Source organism: Pontibacter actiniarum, from assembly GCF_003585765.1.
In the GTDB taxonomy this organism is placed as follows: domain Bacteria; phylum Bacteroidota; class Bacteroidia; order Cytophagales; family Hymenobacteraceae; genus Pontibacter; species Pontibacter actiniarum.
The window spans coordinates 1,273,183-1,293,447 of record NZ_CP021235.1; the positions used below are offsets into that span (position 1 = coordinate 1,273,183).

Annotated in this window: 15 protein-coding genes; 5 read left to right on the top strand and 10 right to left on the bottom strand. The window is 54.1% G+C overall.

The window, feature by feature from the left end:
- Positions 1-165 precede the first annotated feature (165 nt).
- Both CA264_RS05500 and CA264_RS05505 read right to left on the bottom strand, forming a co-directional pair.
- Positions 166-3,285, bottom strand: a complete 3,120-nt coding sequence (locus CA264_RS05500; protein WP_025605301.1) for a M4 family metallopeptidase — start codon at positions 3,283-3,285, stop codon at positions 166-168.
- Between the two features lie 545 nt (positions 3,286-3,830).
- Complete coding sequence (locus CA264_RS05505; RefSeq protein ID WP_162912059.1) at positions 3,831-4,643, bottom strand: aminotransferase class IV; 813 nt, start codon at positions 4,641-4,643, stop codon at positions 3,831-3,833.
- A 133-nt stretch (positions 4,644-4,776) separates the two neighbouring features.
- Between CA264_RS05505 and msrA the strand changes: the two genes are divergently transcribed.
- The 3 genes from msrA to CA264_RS05520 all read left to right on the top strand — a co-directional run bounded on the left by msrA (position 4,777) and on the right by CA264_RS05520 (position 6,527).
- Complete coding sequence (msrA, locus tag CA264_RS05510; RefSeq protein ID WP_025605303.1) at positions 4,777-5,451, top strand: peptide-methionine (S)-S-oxide reductase MsrA; 675 nt, start codon at positions 4,777-4,779, stop codon at positions 5,449-5,451.
- Between the two features lie 78 nt (positions 5,452-5,529).
- Positions 5,530-5,928: a phage holin family protein gene (locus CA264_RS05515; RefSeq protein WP_025605304.1), complete on the top strand. Its 399-nt coding sequence runs from the start codon at positions 5,530-5,532 to the stop codon at positions 5,926-5,928.
- Positions 5,929-6,098: 170 nt separating this feature from the next.
- Positions 6,099-6,527 carry a BLUF domain-containing protein gene (locus tag CA264_RS05520; protein WP_025605305.1) on the top strand — a complete coding sequence of 143 codons (429 nt, stop codon included), beginning with the start codon at positions 6,099-6,101 and terminating at the stop codon, positions 6,525-6,527.
- Between the two features lie 2 nt (positions 6,528-6,529).
- Here the strand turns inward: CA264_RS05520 and CA264_RS05525 are convergent, their stop codons facing one another.
- Together CA264_RS05525 and CA264_RS05530 are read right to left on the bottom strand one after the other, a co-directional pair.
- Entirely contained in the window at positions 6,530-6,895 is a 366-nt protein-coding gene (locus CA264_RS05525) for a DUF779 domain-containing protein (RefSeq protein WP_025605307.1), read from the bottom strand.
- Between the two features lie 62 nt (positions 6,896-6,957).
- On the bottom strand, positions 6,958-8,490 hold the full coding sequence (locus tag CA264_RS05530) for an aldehyde dehydrogenase family protein (protein WP_025605309.1): 1,533 nt from the start codon (positions 8,488-8,490) through the stop codon (positions 6,958-6,960).
- A gap of 137 nt (positions 8,491-8,627) precedes the next feature.
- On the opposite strand from CA264_RS05530, the gene CA264_RS05535 reads away from it, so the two are divergent.
- Positions 8,628-9,554: an AraC family transcriptional regulator gene (locus CA264_RS05535; protein ID WP_025605311.1), complete on the top strand. Its 927-nt coding sequence runs from the start codon at positions 8,628-8,630 to the stop codon at positions 9,552-9,554.
- Here CA264_RS05535 and CA264_RS05540 read toward each other — a convergent pair.
- Positions 9,551-10,612 (bottom strand): oxidoreductase, encoded by a 1,062-nt coding sequence (locus CA264_RS05540; RefSeq protein WP_025605313.1) that lies wholly within the window; start codon positions 10,610-10,612, stop codon positions 9,551-9,553. The genes CA264_RS05535 and CA264_RS05540 overlap by 4 nt on opposite strands.
- A 246-nt stretch (positions 10,613-10,858) precedes the next feature.
- Between CA264_RS05540 and CA264_RS05545 the strand changes: the two genes are divergently transcribed.
- Complete coding sequence (locus tag CA264_RS05545) at positions 10,859-13,444, top strand: phosphoenolpyruvate carboxylase (protein WP_036775525.1); 2,586 nt, start codon at positions 10,859-10,861, stop codon at positions 13,442-13,444.
- 327 nt (positions 13,445-13,771) lie between these two features.
- On the opposite strand, the gene CA264_RS05550 is transcribed toward CA264_RS05545, so the two are convergent.
- From CA264_RS05550 to CA264_RS05565, 5 genes are all read right to left on the bottom strand, one after another.
- On the bottom strand, positions 13,772-14,905 hold the full coding sequence (locus CA264_RS05550; protein ID WP_025605317.1) for a tetratricopeptide repeat protein: 1,134 nt from the start codon (positions 14,903-14,905) through the stop codon (positions 13,772-13,774).
- Positions 14,906-14,978: 73 nt separating this feature from the next.
- Complete coding sequence (gene gyrA, locus CA264_RS05555; RefSeq protein WP_025605319.1) at positions 14,979-17,543, bottom strand: DNA gyrase subunit A; 2,565 nt, start codon at positions 17,541-17,543, stop codon at positions 14,979-14,981.
- 80 nt (positions 17,544-17,623) lie between these two features.
- Positions 17,624-17,866, bottom strand: coding sequence for a hypothetical protein (locus CA264_RS21780; RefSeq protein ID WP_157593649.1), 243 nt, complete (start codon positions 17,864-17,866; stop codon positions 17,624-17,626).
- 135 nt (positions 17,867-18,001) lie between these two features.
- On the bottom strand, positions 18,002-18,769 hold the full coding sequence (locus CA264_RS05560) for an SDR family oxidoreductase (protein WP_025605321.1): 768 nt from the start codon (positions 18,767-18,769) through the stop codon (positions 18,002-18,004).
- 452 nt (positions 18,770-19,221) lie between these two features.
- On the bottom strand, positions 19,222-20,241 hold the full coding sequence (locus CA264_RS05565) for a metal-dependent hydrolase (RefSeq protein ID WP_025605323.1): 1,020 nt from the start codon (positions 20,239-20,241) through the stop codon (positions 19,222-19,224).
- Positions 20,242-20,265: the final 24 nt, after the last annotated feature.

Below are 20,265 nucleotides of genomic sequence, written 5' to 3' on the forward strand. Positions count from 1 at the left end.
TTGTGTGGCGGGTGGCTACAGGCGGGTGATGGCGGGGGATATTTAGGCGGGGGGGGCGCAGTCAGGAGACGGTGCTGTTATTGTTTCGAGAGCTGGTGCAGGTATATAATAAAACAGCTCCCGGCCTGCTGACCGGGAGCTGTAAGTATAAAAAGAAGGCGCTGCCTATTCTTTTACAAATCGCTGATGCAGTTTTTTCTGCCCGTCGTTTAGCTCGACAGTGTAGATGCCCTTCGGTAGCTGCGACACGTTCAGGCGGTTACTGCCTTCCTGTAGGCTTACCTGCAGTAGCTCAGCACCTGTTATGCTTAGCACGCGCACTGTTGTGCCTTTGGCCGCTGTGTTCAGGTGCAGGTACTCCCGCGCCGGGTTAGGGTACACCAGCGCCGCGTTTGCCGGCTCGTTACCCAGCAGTTTAGCGCTCGCGCTTTGCGAAGTGGCAAATCCTGCCACGGCCGTGCTGCTGATGTTTACACTGTAGTCCTCCACCTCACCGTAGCTGAAGGTTTCGCAGGCCGTCTGGGCGGCGTTGTACTTCATGGATACACGCATACGCGTAGTTCCCGGTGTAGCTGAGGCAGGTACGCTTACGGTTGCGCTCAGGGTGCCGCTACTGGAGCTGGAGCCGCTTACCACCTGCTCGCCTGTGTCGTTGAAGTCACCGTCTCCGTTAAAGTCAATCCATACTTTCCAGTATTCGGTATAGGCGGTGCTGGCAAAGCCGGTGCTGATGTAAATGGTATGGCTACTGCCCGGAGTCACTGTGGCGACCATGCTGGTGTTGTCCCGGTAGCCGCCGTCGTTGCCCGAGGTATTGTTGATGCCGGCAAACTGCACCAGGTCTATCCACTCGTAGCTGGAGTTGCTGCCTTTGGAAGCACAGTAAGTGACACTGCCGGCACTTGTTGTAAAGGTAGACGAAGCAGAATAGGCTGAGCTTCCGCCGGTGCACACGGTGCTGACCTGGTACTCATAGGCCGTGCCTGCCGCCAAACCTGTTACACTCGCCGTGGTGCCCGTTACGCTGCTTGTCGTCCAGGTGCTTGTGCCGCTTGCCCTGAAGCGAACGGTATAGCCTGTGGCTCCTGTTACGGCACCCCACGAAAGCGTGGCGGCTGTCGTACTAACACCGGATGCCGACAAGCCTGACGGTACGGCACAGGTGGCCGGTGCAGAGGAGAAGCTAACGGTGTAGTCCTCCACCTCGCCGTAGCCGAACGACTCGCAGGCTGTCTGCGCTCCGTTATACTTCATGGATACGCGCATGCGCGTGCTGCCCGAGGCCGAAGCGGAAACATTTAACGTACCGGAAACGGCGGTTTTGCTCAGGCCGCCCGCATCGAATACCAGCTCACCGGCATCATCAAAATCCCCGTCTTTGTTATAGTCTATCCAGATCTTCCAGTACTCGTTGTAAGTTGTGCTGGCAAAGCCGGGTGTCAGGGTGATGGCGTTGCTGCTGCCGGCGCTGAGTGTAACAGTGCTTGCGGTGAAGTCGGTATAGCCGGCTGCTCCGGAAGTTTTGGTAAAGCTGCCGATCTTCACGCCGGCAATCCACTCATAGGATGCGTTGCCACCCTGAGAGGCACAGTAGGATATCTCGCCATACTTGCCTCCCACGCCCACGGCGTTCCAGGCATTTGTCGTCTGCACAACCTGGTTAGAGCCAGCACCGAAAATGTCCTCTGCCGCCTTAATGGCGAAGGTACGGGCGTCAGCGTAATTGGAGTTGGAGGTCATGTACACGCTTTCCATGCGATACACAATTTTGGCTGCGTCCTCTATGCCAATACCTGCCACGTTAAAGCTTACGCCAATATCATTGGTGCCGGATTTGCCAACCGAAAGTATGTAGAACCAGTGGTTCAGGACTCCGCTGTTGGTATGCACCCCGCCGTTGTCGCCGGTGCCGGAGTACCAGTAGGTGCCTTTGTAGGTGTCCGGCTGGCTCTCTGCGTTCGGGTCGCTCATGGAGCGAAGTGACGGGCGCTGTTTGTCAATGTCCTCGCCGATCAGCCAGGTAGATTTGGCTGGGGCGGCAAACTGCTCTACGGCGGCCGCCCAAATATCGGACAGGCCCTCGTTTAGCGCTCCCGACTCGTTGCTGTATACAAGGTTCGCTGTGCTGGAGCAAACGGCGTGGCCAATTTCATGAGCGCCTACATCCAGGCTCGTCAGGGCATCGAAGCGTGTGGCCCCGTCGCCGTAGGTCATCACAGAGCCGTTCCAGAACGCATTCTCGTAGCTGACGTCATAGTGCACATAGCTTTTGATCGCGGCGCCGTTTCCGTCGTAGCTGTTCCGGTTGTGCTTGTTCTTGAAATAGTCGTAGGTCATCTGCGCGGCCCAGTGGGCATCCAGCGCCGCGTTGTCTTTGGCCGTGTTGTTGTACTCCCCGGAGGTCCAGCTGTTGTCGCCGTCCGTAAAATCGGTGGCGGAGTTGTAACTGGTGCCGGTCTTACAGTTATAGGTCTCGATGCCGCTGCCCCGGCTGTAGTCGCGGAGGCGGTAAGAGCCGCTGTAGCTGTCGGTGGTAATGGTTTTAGTGCCGCTGTAGCGTGTTGCCGCCGTGGCAGAGGCCGCCGCGTGTTTAATAATGGCGTCCTTGTGCACGACTTCACCGCTGTGCGCGTCAACGTAAATGTAGTCACGGCTGAGCGGCTCCTGGGCATACACGTCAAACTTCCAAGCCAGCACCTGCTGCCCTTGTTTTTCCTTGTCCTGGCTCAGGTAGTTCTGCACAACCACCAGTTCCCCTTCCGGGTAGAAGGTGGCACGGCTGTCGTTTTTTAACTGCTTGATCCAGGCTTCCTGCTCCGGCACCTGCCACATGTACTTTTTGGCGCCCACAAAAGCCAGGGCCTTCTGCAGAGCGGCACGTGCCGGTACGGCAGGTGTTGTGCTCAGTCCTTTGATCTTTTTCAGCTCTCCGCTCATGGCCTGTATCATGCCGTTCTTGGAGTGTACCGTGTAGTCCCCATACTCCACGCGTACTCCTTTGTAGAACTGTGCATAGCGCTGGTGCCGGTAGCCCAGCTTGTCCACCTCATGCTTTTTAGGTCGCAAATCCTCGTCTGCTGACAAGTTTAGGTAGGACCGCAGTGCCTGGTCCGACTCGCTCACCCGCAGGGCCTGCTTGCCGGAGGCTTTGAACTCAATGAGCTTGGGAGCGCCGTTGGCATTTTCCCGGCTCTGTTGCATACGCTCCTGCTGCTGTGCCTGTGCTGGCAAAGTGCAGGTAAGCCCGCCCGCCAGGAGCGAGGCTAAAATGTAAACTTTCCTCATAAGAAGTATTTATAAAATTGAACATAAACAATGAGAAAAGTTGGTTGTGTGATTAGATTTTGTGTTGCGTTAGATGTTGTTAATATAGGAAATTTAAAAGCAAGTGCTTAAATATATTATAATAAATAAGTATTTGGTTGTGATAATATACCCAACGGAGAAGCTGTAGATGTGGTTTTGTTTGTGCCAGAATTTTATTTCAGGTCAATTTGCTTTGCTTGCTAAATGTTGTGTTACCTAGATGGTCCGGTGTTGGCACATTAAGTTGGCGGGCCTGCTTATTGCCCTTGTGCGGGCCGAGGAGGGGCTTGTAAGGCTGTGTTATACCTGCACCGTTTCGGAGCGCAAACTGCGCCTGTTTTTCTTCGGACAGCATGGGCGTGCAGCCTACATATTGCTGTCTCTTCCCGTAAAGAAGGCACAACACAAGGGAAGCTACGGAGACAAGCTTGCAGCCACAGCTGGGTGCTGTCATTGAGTAGTAAGGTAGGCAAAACAGCCGGCGACACCTTTTGCCGACGTTTGGCATTACTGCATGCGAAGGGTTAAAGGTGGAGGTCTTGCCGTAGCATCGTCAGAAAGCTTTCCTGCTGTCTGACTGGCGCACCGTTTATACTTGCTACCCCTCGGATGCCCGTTACGTTGGCGGCAAATACAGCCTCAGCCTGCAACAGCTGCTCCGGTGCGTGCTTTACTTCCTGGCATGCTATTCCTTGGGACTGGCACCAGCCGATGATGTTGCGGCGCAGGATTCCTTTGACGCAGCCTGTTTCCAAAGCCGGTGTATAAAGCACGTTCTCCCGCAGCCAAAAAACGTTGGATGAGATCATTTCTGACACCATGCCTGCTGCACTAAGCAGTAGCAGATCGTCTTTTTGCTGTGCCTGCTTTTCCAGCCCGGCCAGCACGTAAAGCGGCGCATTGGGCCCTTTTACTTGGGAGAGCGGTGTGGGAACTGTATGCACGTTTCGGCACACACCGATGTGCAGGGGAGTGTAGGGTGCGGGACTGGCTGGCTGTGCGGTGGCAAGCCAGTTCACAGCGTTCGTGTTCGGGGTGTAGAGCCCGGCACCGGCCCGCCAGACCTTTAACTTCAGCCGCCCGTACCTGTCGGCTGCTTCATGACGTGCCAAGGCCAAAAGCTGCTCCTCAAAGGCAGTGTCGAAAAAGTAAGGGGGTACCTGCAGCTGCAGGGCTTCTGCCGCTTCCTGCATGCGCTGCTGGTGCTGTGCCCAGAAGCGCAGCCGCCCGTCGGCAATGATGGCTGTCTCGAAAAAACCGTCGTTATACTGAAAGGCCCTGTCTGAAACAGGTACCTGTAGCTCCTGCTCTTGGAGCAGGTGATTGTTGTAAAGCAAAAACAAGCCCGTGCGTTTTAGTGTTGAAGTATAAAGATAAGCGGTACAAGCTAATTCCAAGGCCTAAAAATACCCCGGCGGCTAATCTGCTGCCCTTTCTGTGCCGTACTACTAAGTATAAAAACCATAGCTTATGATTACCAGAACCTTTTTACTTCTGATTTTTTCTATTTTTTGCTTTACCTCCTGCTCTGAGGCTACCAACACCGACCGCTACCAGGCCTCGGCCAGTGAGCCGCAGCTGGCGGAAGAGGACACCGTCGGCATGGCCAAAGCGACTTTCGCCGGTGGCTGCTTTTGGTGCACCGAAGCCTACTTTGAGCGCTTGAAAGGGGTGAAGGCGGTTATTTCGGGCTACTCGGGCGGAACAAAGCCAGAGCCGACCTACCAGGAGGTTAGTGCCGGGAGCACAGACTATGCCGAGGCGGTGCAGGTGTACTATAACCCGCAGCAAATAACCTATCAGGAACTTCTGGAAGTGTTTTTTGCCACCCACGACCCCACCACGCTGAACCGACAGGGCCCGGATTACGGAAAGCAGTATCGCTCCGTAGTCTTTTACCGCAACCCTGAGGAAAGGGAAAAGGCAGAGCAGTACATAGACCAGTTGGAACAGGCCGGTACCTATAAAGACAAAATTGTGACCTATGTACAGCCGTACAAGAAGTTCTGGCCTGCCGAAGGCTACCACCAGGACTACTACCGCATCAACCCCAACGACCCTTATGTAACATCGGTGGCGCGGCCCAAAGTGAAGAAGTTCGAAGAGAACTACCGGGACAAGCTGAAGCCAGAGTATCAGAAGTAAACGGCCTGTACCTATCAAAACGCGGCCGGTGCACGTAGTAAAAGTCTGTAACTGATCCTTTGAACCTAAAGTAAAACTATGGACTTTATTATTGACTTACTTGTGAGTGCCGGTGTAATCGTGTTGCTGGCTTACGCCATGTCAAGCGTGCATGTCAAAAGCTTCTGGACGGCGCTCTGGGTTGCTTTCCTGATCGGCATTCTGAACGCCACCATCGGCTGGCTGCTGGGCGGGCTGCTCAACCTGGTGTCATTCTTTCTGCTCGAGGCGCTGGTGAGCCTTATTGTGACGGCGCTGATGATCAAACTGGTCGACCTGCTGGTTGGCAACTTTAAAATAGACGGTTTCTGGCCGGCCCTGGTAATTGCAATCGCTACGGCCATTGCGATTGCAGTTGTTGGATGGATAAGGGGAGACAGCGACGCATACGCCCTTCAGCAAGCCCCACAACCGGAAAAAGTGGAGTTAGTGGCATAAGTTTGCTACATTAGAGTATAAAAAGCGCCTGTGCTGCCCTGGGTGGTACAGGTGCTTTATTTTATGGGGAGCTGGCGATTCTCCGTTCGCCTCTGCCCCTCAGTCTGTTTTATGCATAGGGTTGCAGAACCCCCGGCTCCGTAACCTGCGGCTTAATTAGGAAGGAAAGAATGTATCAACTTGTGTACTTGAGCTCTGCGGTAGAGCTGTTTCGTGAAGAGGAATTGAAGGACTTGCTGGCGACGTCTCGGTTAAACAACGAGAAGCTTCACGTTACCGGCATGCTGCTGTACCATGAAGGCAACTTCATACAGGTGTTGGAAGGGGAGCAGCAGCTGGTAATGAACCTGTACCATAAGATAGCGCAGGACAACAGGCACCGGGGCGTTATCAAGTTGATCGGCCACCCCATTAGCGAACGCAGCTTCCCGGACTGGTCTATGGGCTTCAAAACCATCACTGCGGACAGGTATAAAAAGGTAATTGGCTACCTCAACCCCTCGAAAGACGAAATGCTGCATGCCCCGGAGGCAGCGGAAGACAAGGCCGCCATCTCGCTGCTGAAAATCTTTACAGGTACAAACATCCCGAACTTCTAAGCTTACAGCTGCGGTAATTGCTCCAGTTCCTGCTCAGTAAATATCCTTGACCTGATATGAAAGCGCAGACCCATCGGTATTTCCAGCGAAAAGCTGGAGCCGCGGCCCGGTGTGATGTCCAACATTAGCTGCGTGTGTTTCCAGTATTCGTACTGGTCGCGGGCGATATAGAAGTTGCAACCGTATACTTCGCCCAGCAGCACATCGCTGTCGCCCACCTTAAACTCGCCTTCTTCGAAGCACATAGGCTGAGAGCCGTCGCAGCAGCCGCCGCTCTGGTGAAACATCAGCGGCCCGTGCTGTGCCCGCAGCCTGTCGATAACTTCCTTGGCAGCCTCCGTTACTGTTACTCGCTCTACCTTTTCCATCGCATCAGGTTAAAACCAAACCCCGCCGGCGTAAACCGGCAGGGCTTGATGGTGTGTTTTAATTAAAAGAAACCAAGCTTCTTCTTATCGTAGGAAATAAGCATGTTCTTGGTCTGACGGTAATGGTTGAGCATCATTTTGTGGTTCTCCCTGCCAAAGCCGGATTTTTTGTACCCGCCAAACGGAGCGTGAGCCGGGTAGGCGTGGTAGCAGTTTACCCACACACGGCCCGCCTGGATAGCGCGCGGTATCTGGTAGATCTCATGCGCATCGCGGGTCCAGAGGCCGGCCCCGAGGCCGTACAGCGTGTCATTCGCCATCTCTATCGCCTCTTCCACGGTTTTAAAAGTAGTCACAGAGGTTACCGGACCGAAAATCTCTTCCTGGAACACGCGCATCTTGTTGGAGCCTTTGAAGATGGTCGGCTGTATGTAATAGCCATTTTCCAGGCCGCTGTTCAGGCTGGCCATGTTGCCGCCCACCAGCACCTCAGCGCCTTCCTGCTTGCCGATGTCCATGTAGGAGAGTATTTTCTCGAACTGGTCATTTGATGCCTGCGCCCCCATCATGGTGTCTTCGGCCAGCGGGTGGCCTACCTTGATATCCTTCGTGCGCTGCACCACTCGCTCCATAAAGCGGTCGTAGATGCTCTCGTGCACCAGAATGCGCGACGGGCAGGTGCAGACCTCTCCCTGGTTCAGGGCGAACATAACGGCTCCCTCCACACACTTGTCGAAGAACTCATCGTCTGCATCGGCTATGCTCGGCATAAAGATGTTCGGCGATTTACCGCCCAGCTCCATCGTTACCGGAATCAGGTTTTCCGAAGCGTACTGCATGATGAGGCGGCCGGTGGTGGTTTCGCCGGTGAAAGCTACTTTGGCCACGCGCGGGGAAGAAGCGAGCGGTTTGCCGGCCTCCGGACCGAAACCTGTGACAATGTTCAGCACTCCCGCCGGCACCACATCCTGGATCAGCTCCATCAGCAGCATGATACTGGTAGGGGTTTGCTCGGCCGGTTTCATCACCACACAGCAGCCTGCGGCCAGGGCGGGCGCCATTTTCCAGGTGGCCATCAGTAACGGGAAGTTCCAGGGGATAATCTGGCCGACCACGCCGATCGGCTCCTGCAGGTTAATGCTGATGGTGAACTCGTCGTGCTCCGACATGGTGCTTTCATCGGCGCGGATGGCGCCTGCGAAGTAGCGGAAGTGGTCGATACAGAGCGGAATGTCAGCCGCGCGGGTCTCCCGGATAGCCTTGCCGTTATCCACCGTTTCGGCGCGCGCCAGCATCTCGGCGTTCTGCTCTATAATGTTGGCGATGTCGAGCAAGACCTTGCTGCGTGTGGCCGCTGATGTTTTGGACCAGGATTTGAAAGCTTCGTGGGCAGCGTCGAGTGCTTTCTCAATATCTTCTTTGTTGCCTCGTGCTGCTTTGGTGAAGGGTTTGCCGTCGATAGGGGAGATGTTATCGAAATACTCGCCACTTGCCGGGGCCACCCAGTTGCCGCCGATAAAGTGATCATACTTCTCCTTGAACTGTGGGCGTTCCAGAACAGCCGACTTTTCCTGGGGCGTTGCTACTGAATCCATAGGTTATAGTTTTTATAGTTTGAAAGAACGATAATCCAATGTCCGTAAAACATCGGTTTCCTTCTCTACCTATTGTCTAAAAAACTATTCTTATCGTATCATGTTGAAAATGAGTCAGGAAATTTATAGATTGAGTCATGCCTTCAAAACACAAACTGCACCCGGTTCCCTTGCACGATGAGCGCTCCCTGTTCACGCTGGTCGAGAACAGATCAGTGTATACGATGGATGCCTGCGAGCTAAACGTGTTTGAAACCCACCAGCGGGCAAAGGAAGTGAACCTGCAGTTCGGCGACTGGGTGCTCACCAGCATGCTGCGCGGCAAAAAGGTGATGCACCTGGCCGGCCGGCCCGGCTTCGACTACCTGCCGGGGGAGTCGGTGATTGTGCCGCCGCATGAGCTCATGAAGATCGACTTTCCGGAGGCAGGCAAAGAAACGCCGACACAGTGCCTGGCGCTGGCGATTTCCGCAGAACAGATCCGCTCCACCATTCAGCTGCTGAACGAGCGCCACACAAAGGCGGAGGCAGGAGAGGAGTGGCGGCTAGGGGCAGAGCACCTGCACCTGGCCAATAACCTGGAGCTGGCCGATATCATAAACCGACTGATCAAGATCAGCCTGAACGACAAGAGCCGGGAAAAGGACATCCTGGTAAACCTGGCGCTACGGGAGCTGCTGGTACGGCTAATGCAGACGCAGGCACGGGAGTTTTTTGAGCAGAACTACAGGCGCCTGGCCAGTAGCCACCGCTTCGGCTACGTGATCCAGTACATCAAGGAAAACATTACCACTAAAATTGACGTGGACAAGCTGAGCGAGAAGGCCTGTATGAGCCGGGCCAATTTTTTCCGGAAGTTTAAAGAGGAGTTTGGCTATACCCCGGCAGACTATGTGCTGAAAGAGCGCATCCGCCTCGCTAAAAAGCACCTCCGGAACCCGTTCAACTCCGTAACCCAGGCCTGCTACATGGCGGGCTTCCAGAACCTGAACTACTTTATCCGGGCCTTTAAAAAAGAGGTAGGCGTTACCCCCAAGGCTTACCAGCTCACCCTGCTCAACTAACTGAACTTTATACTTCGTTTTTCCTTGCTGCTCTGCAGGGCCAGTTCAATTATACGGATGGTGTTGCGCGCCTGCTCCGGCTTTACCTGCAGCTCCTCCTGGCCAAGTATGGCTCTGTACACGTTCTCGTACAGCCCGGTATAGTCCCCGCTTTTGCTTTCTACTTTACCTTTCACGTGCAGGCCCTGTACATCGGTGTTCAGCGTGCCCCACAGGCTTTCCGGCTCAGTGCCCCAGTCCGGGGTATCGGCTGGAGACTTCCCCTGCTTCAGGTGCTCTTCCTGCATATCCATGCCATACTTGATAAATGAGCCTTTGGTGCCGTGAAGTATAAAATGCGGCCCTTGCTCGCGAACCAGCATACTTGCTTTCAGAATGGCCTTTACCCCTTGAAAGCGGAGCGTAACTTCTGCATAGTCGGCAACCTGCGTTTCTTTCCGTAGCGCCCGTACATCGCCTTGTACTTCCAGCGGCTCTCCAAAGAGGCAAAGTGCCTGGTCTATCAGATGTGTGCCTAAATCGTATAGAATGCCGGTGCCGGGCAGGTCTTCTTCTTTCCAGGTGCCGGGCTTTACCTCGTTGCGAAAGCGGTCGAAGTGGGCTTCGTATTCTACCAGTTCCCCCAGCAGTTGTTGGCTCAGCACTTTACGCACCGTTTTAAAATCACTGTCCCAGCGGCGGTTCTGGTATACCGTCAGCAGCTTGCCCTTCTCCCTGGCTAGCGCGATCAGTTCGTCTGCCTCGGCGCTTGTTACTGTAAAGGGCTTGTCTACGAGCACATGTTTGCCTGCCTGCAAGGCAGCTTTGGCCATGTGGTAGTGGGTGGGGCTGGTGGTGGCTACTACAACCAGGTCAATGGCCGCATCGTTGAAGATGTCCTGCTCGTGTGCGACAACCTCAGCCGCCGGATAGCGCGCGTTGGCAAGCGCTATGCTCTCTGCTCTGTTGGCCTTTATCTTTTGGAGGCGCAGCCCCGCCACGTTGGCAATAAAAGGTGCATGAAACATGCTGCCTGCCATGCCAAAGCCCAGCAGGCCTACGTTTATCTCTTTATCCATTGGGTTCTTTCACTGATAGTGCTCTGTGCAACTAAGGTACTCATTACCTGCTCCGTTGGCAAAAGGATACGTAAAAAGGACGGCGGGAGCCGCTGACCCGTATCCTGGGCTGGCTGCTGCAATCTAAGGTCCATCTGCTGCGCGCGTCTTGGCGTAAAGTGCCGGGCTGCGGATGTGCAGGTGTACATGTTTTTTGCTATATTAACTCCCTGTGGCGCAGTGGCGTCCGGACAAACAAGATTTCGCATGAATAGAATAAACCAACATACAAGCAGCGCCGTGGAGGTGTTTCGCAGCGAAGTAGGCACCCGTTTTGAGATGTATAACAGCCTGTTTTCGTCGTTGCCCTTCCATAGGGTGGAGAAAACAGGGGTGTTGCTGTCGCTTTTTGTGCTGCACTGTGAGGAAGGCTACCAGCGGCACCTCAGCCCCAGGAAAATAATCAGCAGCTTCTTTGAGCAGTACACCACGTATCGCACCGACCAGGAGCAGCATGACCTGCTGTTTCGGTTCGTGCAGTACGCAGAGCGGCAGGTGGTGCTGTTCGATGCCCTGGAGGAGGCGGCCTTCCGCGACACGCACGACATGTACGGTGTTGGAACATTGAAACAGTTGGGCGCAGCCGTTGTGCAGGCGAACGCAGAGCCCCGGCTGGCGGAGAAGCTGAAGAACTTTGCCGTGCGGCTCGTGCTCACGGCGCACCCGACCCAATTCTACCCAAGCAATGTGCTGGGGATTATCAACGACCTGTCGCAGGCGCTGGCGACGGACAATACTTCGCTGGCGCACTCGTACCTGCGGCAGCTGGGTAAAACGCCCTTCTTCAAAAAAGAAAAGCCTACGCCTTACGAGGAGGCCGTGAACCTGATATGGTTTCTGGAAAACGTGTTTTACAAGGCGGGCGGCAACATCCTGACCTCTCTTAAGAACCAGTTTCCGGAGGCGGTGCAGCGTAACAGCCAGCTGGTGCGCATGGGCTTCTGGCCCGGCGGCGACCGGGACGGAAACCCTTTTGTGAAAGCCGATACCACCCTGCGTGTGGCGGATGCCCTCCGTGGGGCCGTGGTTCGGTCTTACTATGCGGATGTGCGCCGGCTGAAACGAAGGCTCACCTTTAAAGGCGTAGAAAGCCTGCTGAAAGAGCTGGAAACAAAGCTGTATAATAACCTGTTTGTGCCCGGCTACAGCTTCGACTTGACCAAGGAAGACATCCTCGACACCTTGCGGCAGATAAGTGCGCTTTTGATCGAGGAGCACAGCAGCTTGTTCTTAAACCAGGTGGAGGCGTTGATTAACCGGGTAGAGCTGTTCGGGCTGTACTTTGCCTCGCTTGATATTCGCCAGGACAGCTCGGTGCACACGCACCTGTTTGAGGAGCTATCGCTGGTAACCGACGCTATCCCCGGCGACTACACGGAACAGTCGGAGGAGGAGAAAATTAACCTGCTGCGCTCCGTTTCAGAGCAAGTGGACCCGGCGGTGTTAGAGGACGAGACGCTGCGTGACACCTTAGAGGTTATAGGCGCCATCAAAACCATACAGGAGTACAACGGAGAGGAGGGATGCCACCGCTACATTATCAGCCACAGCACCAGTGCTTTAAACGTGATGGAGGTGTACACGCTGTTTCGCCTGGGAGGCTGGCAGCCAGAGGAACTGACAGTAGACATTGTGCCGCTTTTCGAGACTATTGCCGACTTAGGCCATGCGGCCGGCGTGATGCGGGAGCTGTATGAGAACGAAGTATACCGCAGCCATCTGCACCGCCGCCACAATATCCAGACCATCATGCTCGGCTTTTCGGATGGCACTAAAGACGGTGGCTATTTTATGGCGAACTGGAGCATTTACAAAGCCAAAGAGGCACTCACGCAGGTATCACGGGAGTATGGGCTAGAAGTGATATTTTTTGATGGGAGAGGAGGCCCGCCAGCACGGGGAGGCGGTAAAACACAGCAGTTTTACGCCTCCATGGGCAGCAATATCGCAAACCAGGAGATTCAGCTAACCGTGCAGGGGCAGACCATTAGCTCTAACTTCGGCAACGTGGATTCTGCCCAGTTTAACATGGAGCAGCTGATCCACGCCGGAATCAGCAACGCGCTGTTCTCACAAAAAGGCGCCACCTTATCGGGTCAGGAGGACACCCTGTTGCAGCAACTGGCCAACATCAGCTACGAAGCCTACAGCAAACTGAAAAACCACCGGGTTTTCCTGGAGTACCTCAACTATATCAGCCCGTTACGCTACTACGGCGAAGCAAACATCGGCAGCCGGCCATCCAAGCGCAAGGCGGGTAAGCTAAACCTGGACGACCTGCGGGCAGTGCCGTATGTGGGGGCCTGGAGCCAGCTGAAGCAAAACCTGCCCGGCTACTACGGGGTTGGTATCGCTTTAGAGAAAATGCACGAAAGCGGCCGTTGGGAGTTTCTCCAGAAGCTGTACAAGGAGTCGTTATACTTTAAGACACTGCTCGATAACTGTGAAATGGCTATGAAGAAATGCTTTTTCCCGGTGACGGCATACTTGGCCGAGCATCCAAAGTATGGTGAGCTGTGGCGCATTATCCACGAGGAGTATGAGCGCACCAGGAAATATGTGCTGATGCTGTCGCAGGCAAGCGAGCTGATGGCGGATAAGCCCATTGAGCAGCTGTCGATTCAGACACGCCAGCGCATTGAGCTGCCGCTCATCACCATTCAGCAGTACGCGCTGGCCAACATCCGTGAAATCGAGGAGCAGCACCCGCAGTCGCAGGCAAAGCAGGTGTATGAGAAGCTAGTGGTGCGCTGCTCGTTCGGAATTATTAATGCGGAGCGGAATTCAGCGTAATGTCGCACATGGCTTCTGTAATTTCAACCTAGCGGTTATGCATAGCCGCTGGGTTGAATATTTCTCTATTTAACATAAAGTACATTATGAGTGACACTTAAAATAGATGATTATTCATCGTACATTATAAGTCTTATAATTTATATTATGTTAAGTAAAGTGCATAAATAGGTGTCTTTACCGTAATGAATACTCTCTTTGATGTCTTCTCTGCTCCCGCTTTAGTTGGTGAACGTTTTACTTTTTACTGCTGATGCGGCGGCTGTATTGGATGCAACAAAAAAAGGAAGCCTTTAGAGCTTCCTTTTTTAATTCCTTTCGGATGGATTATTTGTTCAGTTGAGCTGAAATCTTCTCAGCGTCAGACTTACGTCCTAAACGCGTGTACACGTTCACCAGGTTTTGCATTGTTGCTTTGTCTTCTGGTTGGATTTCGTGTGCTTTCTCAAAGTATGGCAGCGCAGCCTGGTAATGCTTCTTCGCTTCAGCCTCTAAAGCTTTGCCTTTCTTCTGGTATGTAGCATAGTCCATTTTAGCTGCTTTGTTGTTAACGTCAGCACCTTGGTTATACTCCAGCACGCCCAGGTTATAGTAAGCGTCAAAGTTAGTCGGGTCTACTTCAATTGCCTTCTTGTACGTTTCTTTAGCGGCATCAAAGTTCTTCTTGCGCTCCTGCAGGTTACCCTTTACAGCATAAAGGCTGGCGTTTTTCGGGTCAGCGGCAATAGCCTTGTCCAGTTTCGCCATCGCTTCGTCAGCGCGGTCGTTTTTCAGGTAGTACTTCAGCTCTTCCTGCATCAGGTACACACTGTTCGGGTGCTCCTTCAGGCCGTTTGCCAAAGTCTCCATCACAGCTTCGTCGCTCGCCTCAGTTGCCTGCTGCAGCTGTACTTTTGCCTTGTACACGTCCTCCGTTTTGTGGCCCATGTCCAGCAGCTCGTTGTAGAAACCGATTGCCTGGTCATACTTGTTGTCAGCTGTGGCGGCGTAAGCGGCGTAAAGTACGGCCGTTGTGTCCTGTGGGCTGATTTTGTGCGCCAGCTCATACTTGTTGATGGCGTTTGGCCAGTCCTGGTTGTTGTGGTATTCAACGGCCTGGTTCAGCACCTGTCCGTACAGCATCTGCTTGCGCTCCGGCACCTGCTTGCCATACTCACCGTTCTCGCCATCCAGCTCTACTGCCTTGTTATAAGACTCCAGCACCGTGATAGGTGTCTTCTCGTCTGTTTGCTTGCCGTAGATCGGGTTGCCGATCATGTCCTGCAGGATAACACCACGGTAGAACCAGGTTTTGGCTTTGTCCTTCGTTTTCTTATGCTCTGTGGCTTTCTCAATATCGGTCAGCGCTTTGTCCAGTGTGCCATTCTTGTGGTTCAGGATGGCGCTGTTCACGGCCGAATTCTGCGCACTTGCAACCGAAATGGTTCCGGCTACCAGAGCTGTTAAAAGCACTTTTTTCATACTTTAAATTAATGGTTTGTGATAGGTTGTTTGCTTAACGTATTTCACTTGAAAATAATTCGGTATCAGCGGTTTAGGCTTCTTCGGGCTCTTCCGGTTCCGTTGTTTCCGGGTCAATCATATCGTCCGGGTTCAGCGTGTCTTCCGGTGACGGTTCAGACTGCTCCATTAGCAGCTCCTCTACCTCCTCCTCGTTTTCCACCTCTACCTTGGCCACAGACGAAATCTGGTCGCCTTCGGTAAGCTTAATCAGGCGAACACCCTGGGTGGCGCGTCCTATAACACGCAACTCCCCTACGCGCAGCCTGATCGTGATGCCAGAGCGGTTGATGATCATCAAGTCGTCTGTATCAACTACACCTTTAATGGCAACAAGCTTGCCAGTTTTGTCGGTCACGTTCATGGTCTTCACGCCTTTACCGCCACGGTTTGTGATGCGGTACTCCTCCAGAAGCGAGCGCTTGCCGAAGCCTTTTTCCGACACTACCAGCAGGTCTGTATTTTCATTTTCTACACAAACCATACCAACTACCTTGTCATCCGGTCCGGCGAGGGTTACGGCACGCACACCGGCAGCCGTACGGCCCATCGGGCGCACCTGGTCCTCGTTAAAGCGGATGGCTCTGCCCGACTCCAGCGCGATGACGATTTCGCTGCTGGTGTTCGTCAGCTGTACGTCCAGCAGGCGGTCTCCGTCGTTGATCGAGATCGCGTTGATACCATTGGTTCTTGGGCGGGAGTATGCCTCCAGCACCGTCTTTTTAATGGTACCCTGCTCGGTGATGAACACAAGGTTGTGGTTGAGTACGTAATCCTGATTTTTAAGGTCGTGCACATTTAGCACGGCACGCACTTTGTCATCCTTTTCTATCTGGATCAGGTTCTGAATCGCACGTCCTTTCGTGGTCTTCCCTCCTTCCGGAATCTCGTACACCTTCAGCCAGAACACACGGCCGAACTCTGTAAAGAACAGCATGTGGTGGTGGGTGTTGGCGATAAACAGGTGCTCGGTAAAGTCGCTGTCCTTGGATGCGGCCACCCCCCTGGAGCCTACGCCGCCACGGCTCTGGCTGCGGTACTCGTTCAGGGACGTGCGCTTGATATAGCCTTCGTGGGAGATGGTGATCACCATGTTCTCCTCCGGAATCATGTCTTCGTAAGAGATGTCGCCGGTGCTGGCCTCAATGCCGGTGCGGCGGCCATCTCCGTAGCGCTCCTTGATCTCTGCCAGCTCATCCTTGATGATCTGCATGCGCAGTCCCTCATCGTTGAGGATGGAAGTCAGGTAGTCTATCAGTTTCATGATCTCCTCGTACTCCTGCTGGATCTTGTCACGCTCCAGGCCTGTGAGGCGCTGCAGACGCATATCCAGAATAGCACGGGCCTGAATTTCTGACAGCTGGAAGCGCTCGATCAAGCCGTTGCGGGCAACCTCCGGGTCACGCGAAGAGCGGATCAAGTTAATTACCTCGTCCAGGTTGTCCAGGGCGATCAGCAAGCCCTCCAGGATGTGGGCGCGCTTCTTGGCCTCGTCCAGCTCGTACTGCGTTCTGCGCACAACCACTTCGTGGCGGTGCTCCACAAAGTACTGGATCAGCTCCTTCAGGTTAAGCGTCATGGGGCGGCCTTTTACCAAGGCCACGTTGTTCACGCCAAAGGAAGACTGCAGGGCTGTATACTTGTACAGGTTGTTAAGCACCACGTTCGGAATGGCATCGCGCTTCAGGTCGTACACGATGCGCAGGCCGTCACGGTCCGACTCGTCGCGCAGGTCGGAGATGCCTTCGATTTTCTTTTCGTTGATGAGCGCAGCCGTCTTTTCGATCAGCGTGGCCTTGTTCACCATGTAAGGGATCTCGGTAACGATAATCTGCTCCTTGCCGCTCGGTGTGGTCTCGAAGTTAGCACGGGCACGCATCAGCACGCGGCCGCGGCCGGTTTCAAAGGCAGACTTCACGCCATCGTAGCCGTGGATGATACCACCCGTCGGGAAGTCCGGCGCGGTAATGTACTGCATTAGCTCGGCTATGGTGATGTCGCGGTTATCGATGTAAGCGGTAATGCCGTTTACCACCTCCGTCAGGTTGTGCGGCGCCATGTTTGTCGCCATACCCACTGCGATGCCTGATGTACCGTTTACCAGCAGGTTTGGCAGTTTGGCAGGCATCACGCTTGGCTCCTTCAGGGAGTCGTCGAAGTTAGGTACAAAGTCTACCGTGTTCTTGTCCAGGTCGGCCAGCAGCTCGTCGGCGATGCGCTTGAGGCGTGCCTCGGTATAACGCATGGCGGCCGGCGAGTCACCGTCGATGGAACCGTAGTTACCCTGTCCGTCTACCAGCGGGTAGCGCAGCGACCATTCCTGGGCCATACGCACCATCGTTTCGTACACGGAGGAGTCGCCGTGCGGGTGGTACTTACCCAGCACCTCTCCCACGATACGGGCCGACTTCTTGTAGGACTTGTTATAGGATACCCCCAGCTCGGACATTCCGTAAAGCACGCGGCGGTGCACAGGCTTTAATCCGTCCCGAACGTCGGGTAAGGCTCTGGAAATGATAACAGACATTGAGTAGTCGATGTACGCGCCGCGCATCTCATCCTCAATGTTGATCGGTATTATTCGTTCGCCTTCTGTCATGTTAAAAGGTCTAAAATAGATTGAAAGTCGTTATTTGAATGAGGCAAGTTAGGCAAAAAAGCCGTTATTGGCTATATAGCTTAATCCTTATTTTTGGCTTTGGAGTGCCCCTCGTGCGTTTTCTCCTGCGAGGTCTTGTCCATCTTCTCCCCCATCTTCGGGTTTTGCTTTTTCCAGAACGGCTGTCCGCGGAATTCCTGCGTGCCGTGCGGGTGCACCATGCGCACATGGCACGAGGCAATCGGGCAGGTTGGCTTACAGGAAATTACAGTTGCTGAGGTCAGCGCGAGGCTGAGTATGATTAGCAGTCGTTTTTTTGCCATGAATTTAGATTTTAGAGCGCCTGCCGCCTTGGCACGCTCTCATATCCACATCATACAAAATTAAGCATTTTTCCTTAAAAATAACAGTTTCTGCCACGATAATTGTGGCGCGTAAAGGCGCGAAAAAACCGCCTGTTACGGGTGAAAACCGTTGATGGTGAATCCTCCGTCCACGGCGATGGTTTGCCCTGTAATGTAGGCGGCGGCGGGCAGGCACAGGAAGGCAACGGCCCCGGCCACATCCTCCGGCTCTCCTACTTTCTGCATGGGTGTGCGCCCCACCACATTGTCGTAAAAATCCTGGTTCTGCAGCACCGTCTGTGCCAGTGGCGTGCGGATGTACCAGGGTGCCACGGCGTTTACGCGTATCCTGTCTTTGGCCCATTCAGCAGCCAGGTTGCGGGTGAGCTGCGTCAGGGCAGCCTTGGTCATGCCGTAGATGCTGCCGGTGCGTACGTGCACCAACCCTGCCACGGAGGTGATGTGTACAATGTTACCCTGCTCCGACTCTTTCAGCAAAGGGTACAGAAGCCTGTTGAGCTCAAAGGCCGACTGTAGGTTGGTCTGCATGATAAAATTGTACTCTTCGGTGCTGTAGTCGGCGGTGGGCTTGCGTATGTTGGTGCCTGCATTGTTGACCAGCACATCCAGCAGGCCCCACTCCTGCTGCACATAGGCCGCCACTTTGCTACGGCCCTCGGCGTTGCTCACGTCTGCCGACAGCACATGGAGGCGTTCCGGGTGTTCCTGCTGCAGCAGCTCGAGGTTCTCCTGCTTACGCGCTACGGCCAGTACTTCGGCACCAAGGTCTATAAGTTCTTTTACGGTTGCTTTTCCAATGCCCTTTGAGCCGCCTGTTACTACTGCCTTCTTGCCTGTCAGCAGCCATCTGTTTTGTGCCATAGTTGTATTTAGTTAGATTTCTGGTTTTAAAGACTCAGTATAAGAAATTCAGGCGTCTTATGTTTCGCTTTTTCAGTTGCCCGGTGGTTTATACCGCGTTCGTGCTTTTGTAGGTTTGGAAAGTGCTAGTTGCTCCTGCTTTTTTCGAAAGCACTGCGCCCCGTGGTTTGGTAAGCGAAGGCGGATGCGGCTTGCAGGGTGCCCAGGGAGGCTGCAACGTGGTGTTATACTTGCTGATGGACTGATTTAGTCTTCCGGAACTGGTGTAGAGGTACTGGCAAAGCGCGCACAACAGAGCAGGCAAATGTATGATTGCAAACCAGTGTGAGGAAGAAAGTCCGCTGTTGGGATGTGTCGGGTGTTCTTACTGCTTGCAATCCAGCTGGCAGAGCCTTTGGCGGCAGCTGTGTCTATGGCTACCAAAAAGCTTTTGTGCGCTTAAACAGGCAGGTTTATTCCTGCCCGAGGATGCGGTGCCAGTACGCCAACAGGTACTGCTTGTCTACCTTAGGGCGGTTGTTGATTTCCTCAAACTGCAGTTCCCCTTCTGCATTCTGCCATACTTTGTACACGAACACATAGTTGCCCCCGCTCTCTTTCCAGCCGTCGAACTTGCCAAAGCGCAGGTCGTTGATCAGCAGGCTTCCGTCTCCGGGATTTTCTACGGTGTAGTAGCCTTTGGTTAGCTGCAGCAGCCGCTCCAGCTTTGGGTTGCCCCTGTAGGGCGCTAAAAGCGCCGCGTTCTGTGGCTCATAGGTGTAGCGCACCTGCCTGTTCTCATCCAGCAGCGAGTAAAAGCCATTGTAGAATCCGTCTTTCCCCTGGGCGGTCACAGACCAGAAAATCGTATTGAGCGGCGTGGGTTTGCTGATGTAGGAAGTATAGCGAATGTCTTGCTGCTGCAGGTTAGCGGTAAATACCTCGTTCGCCATGCTTTTAGCGGCAAATGACCAGAGCAGGTATGCCGAGCTGATGCCGAGGCCGGCATAGTTGAGGTACCGCCGCTTAGGGTTGCTGCGGCTGTAAAAGGCCGCCGCCACTACCAGCACCAGGAAAGGAACGGTATAAAAAGGGTCTACCACGAACACATTGTAAAAGGCGACGCCGTAGTTGCTGAAAGGCCACAGCAGCTGTGTTCCCCAGGTGGTGCAGCTGTCCAGCAGCGCATGCGTCGTGAAACCCAGGAAGAACAGCAGCGTCCAGTCGCGGAAGGTGGCGCCCCGCTTGCGGTACAGCCGGTGCAGCAGCCACCCCAGCACCGGTGACATGAGCAGTGCAAAAAGAAAGGAGTGTGTAAGAGAGCGATGGAAGCTTAGTTGCTGCACGGTGTCCAGCCAGGGGTTCAGGAGCACGTCCAGGTCCGGTATGGTGCCGGCTATAGCGCCCCAGACCATGGCCCTGTTGCCGAGCTTTTTCCCTGCCACAGCCTCTCCTACGGAGGCTCCAAGTACGATTTGAGTTAATGAATCCATTGCCGGAAGTTAGGCCCTGCCTGC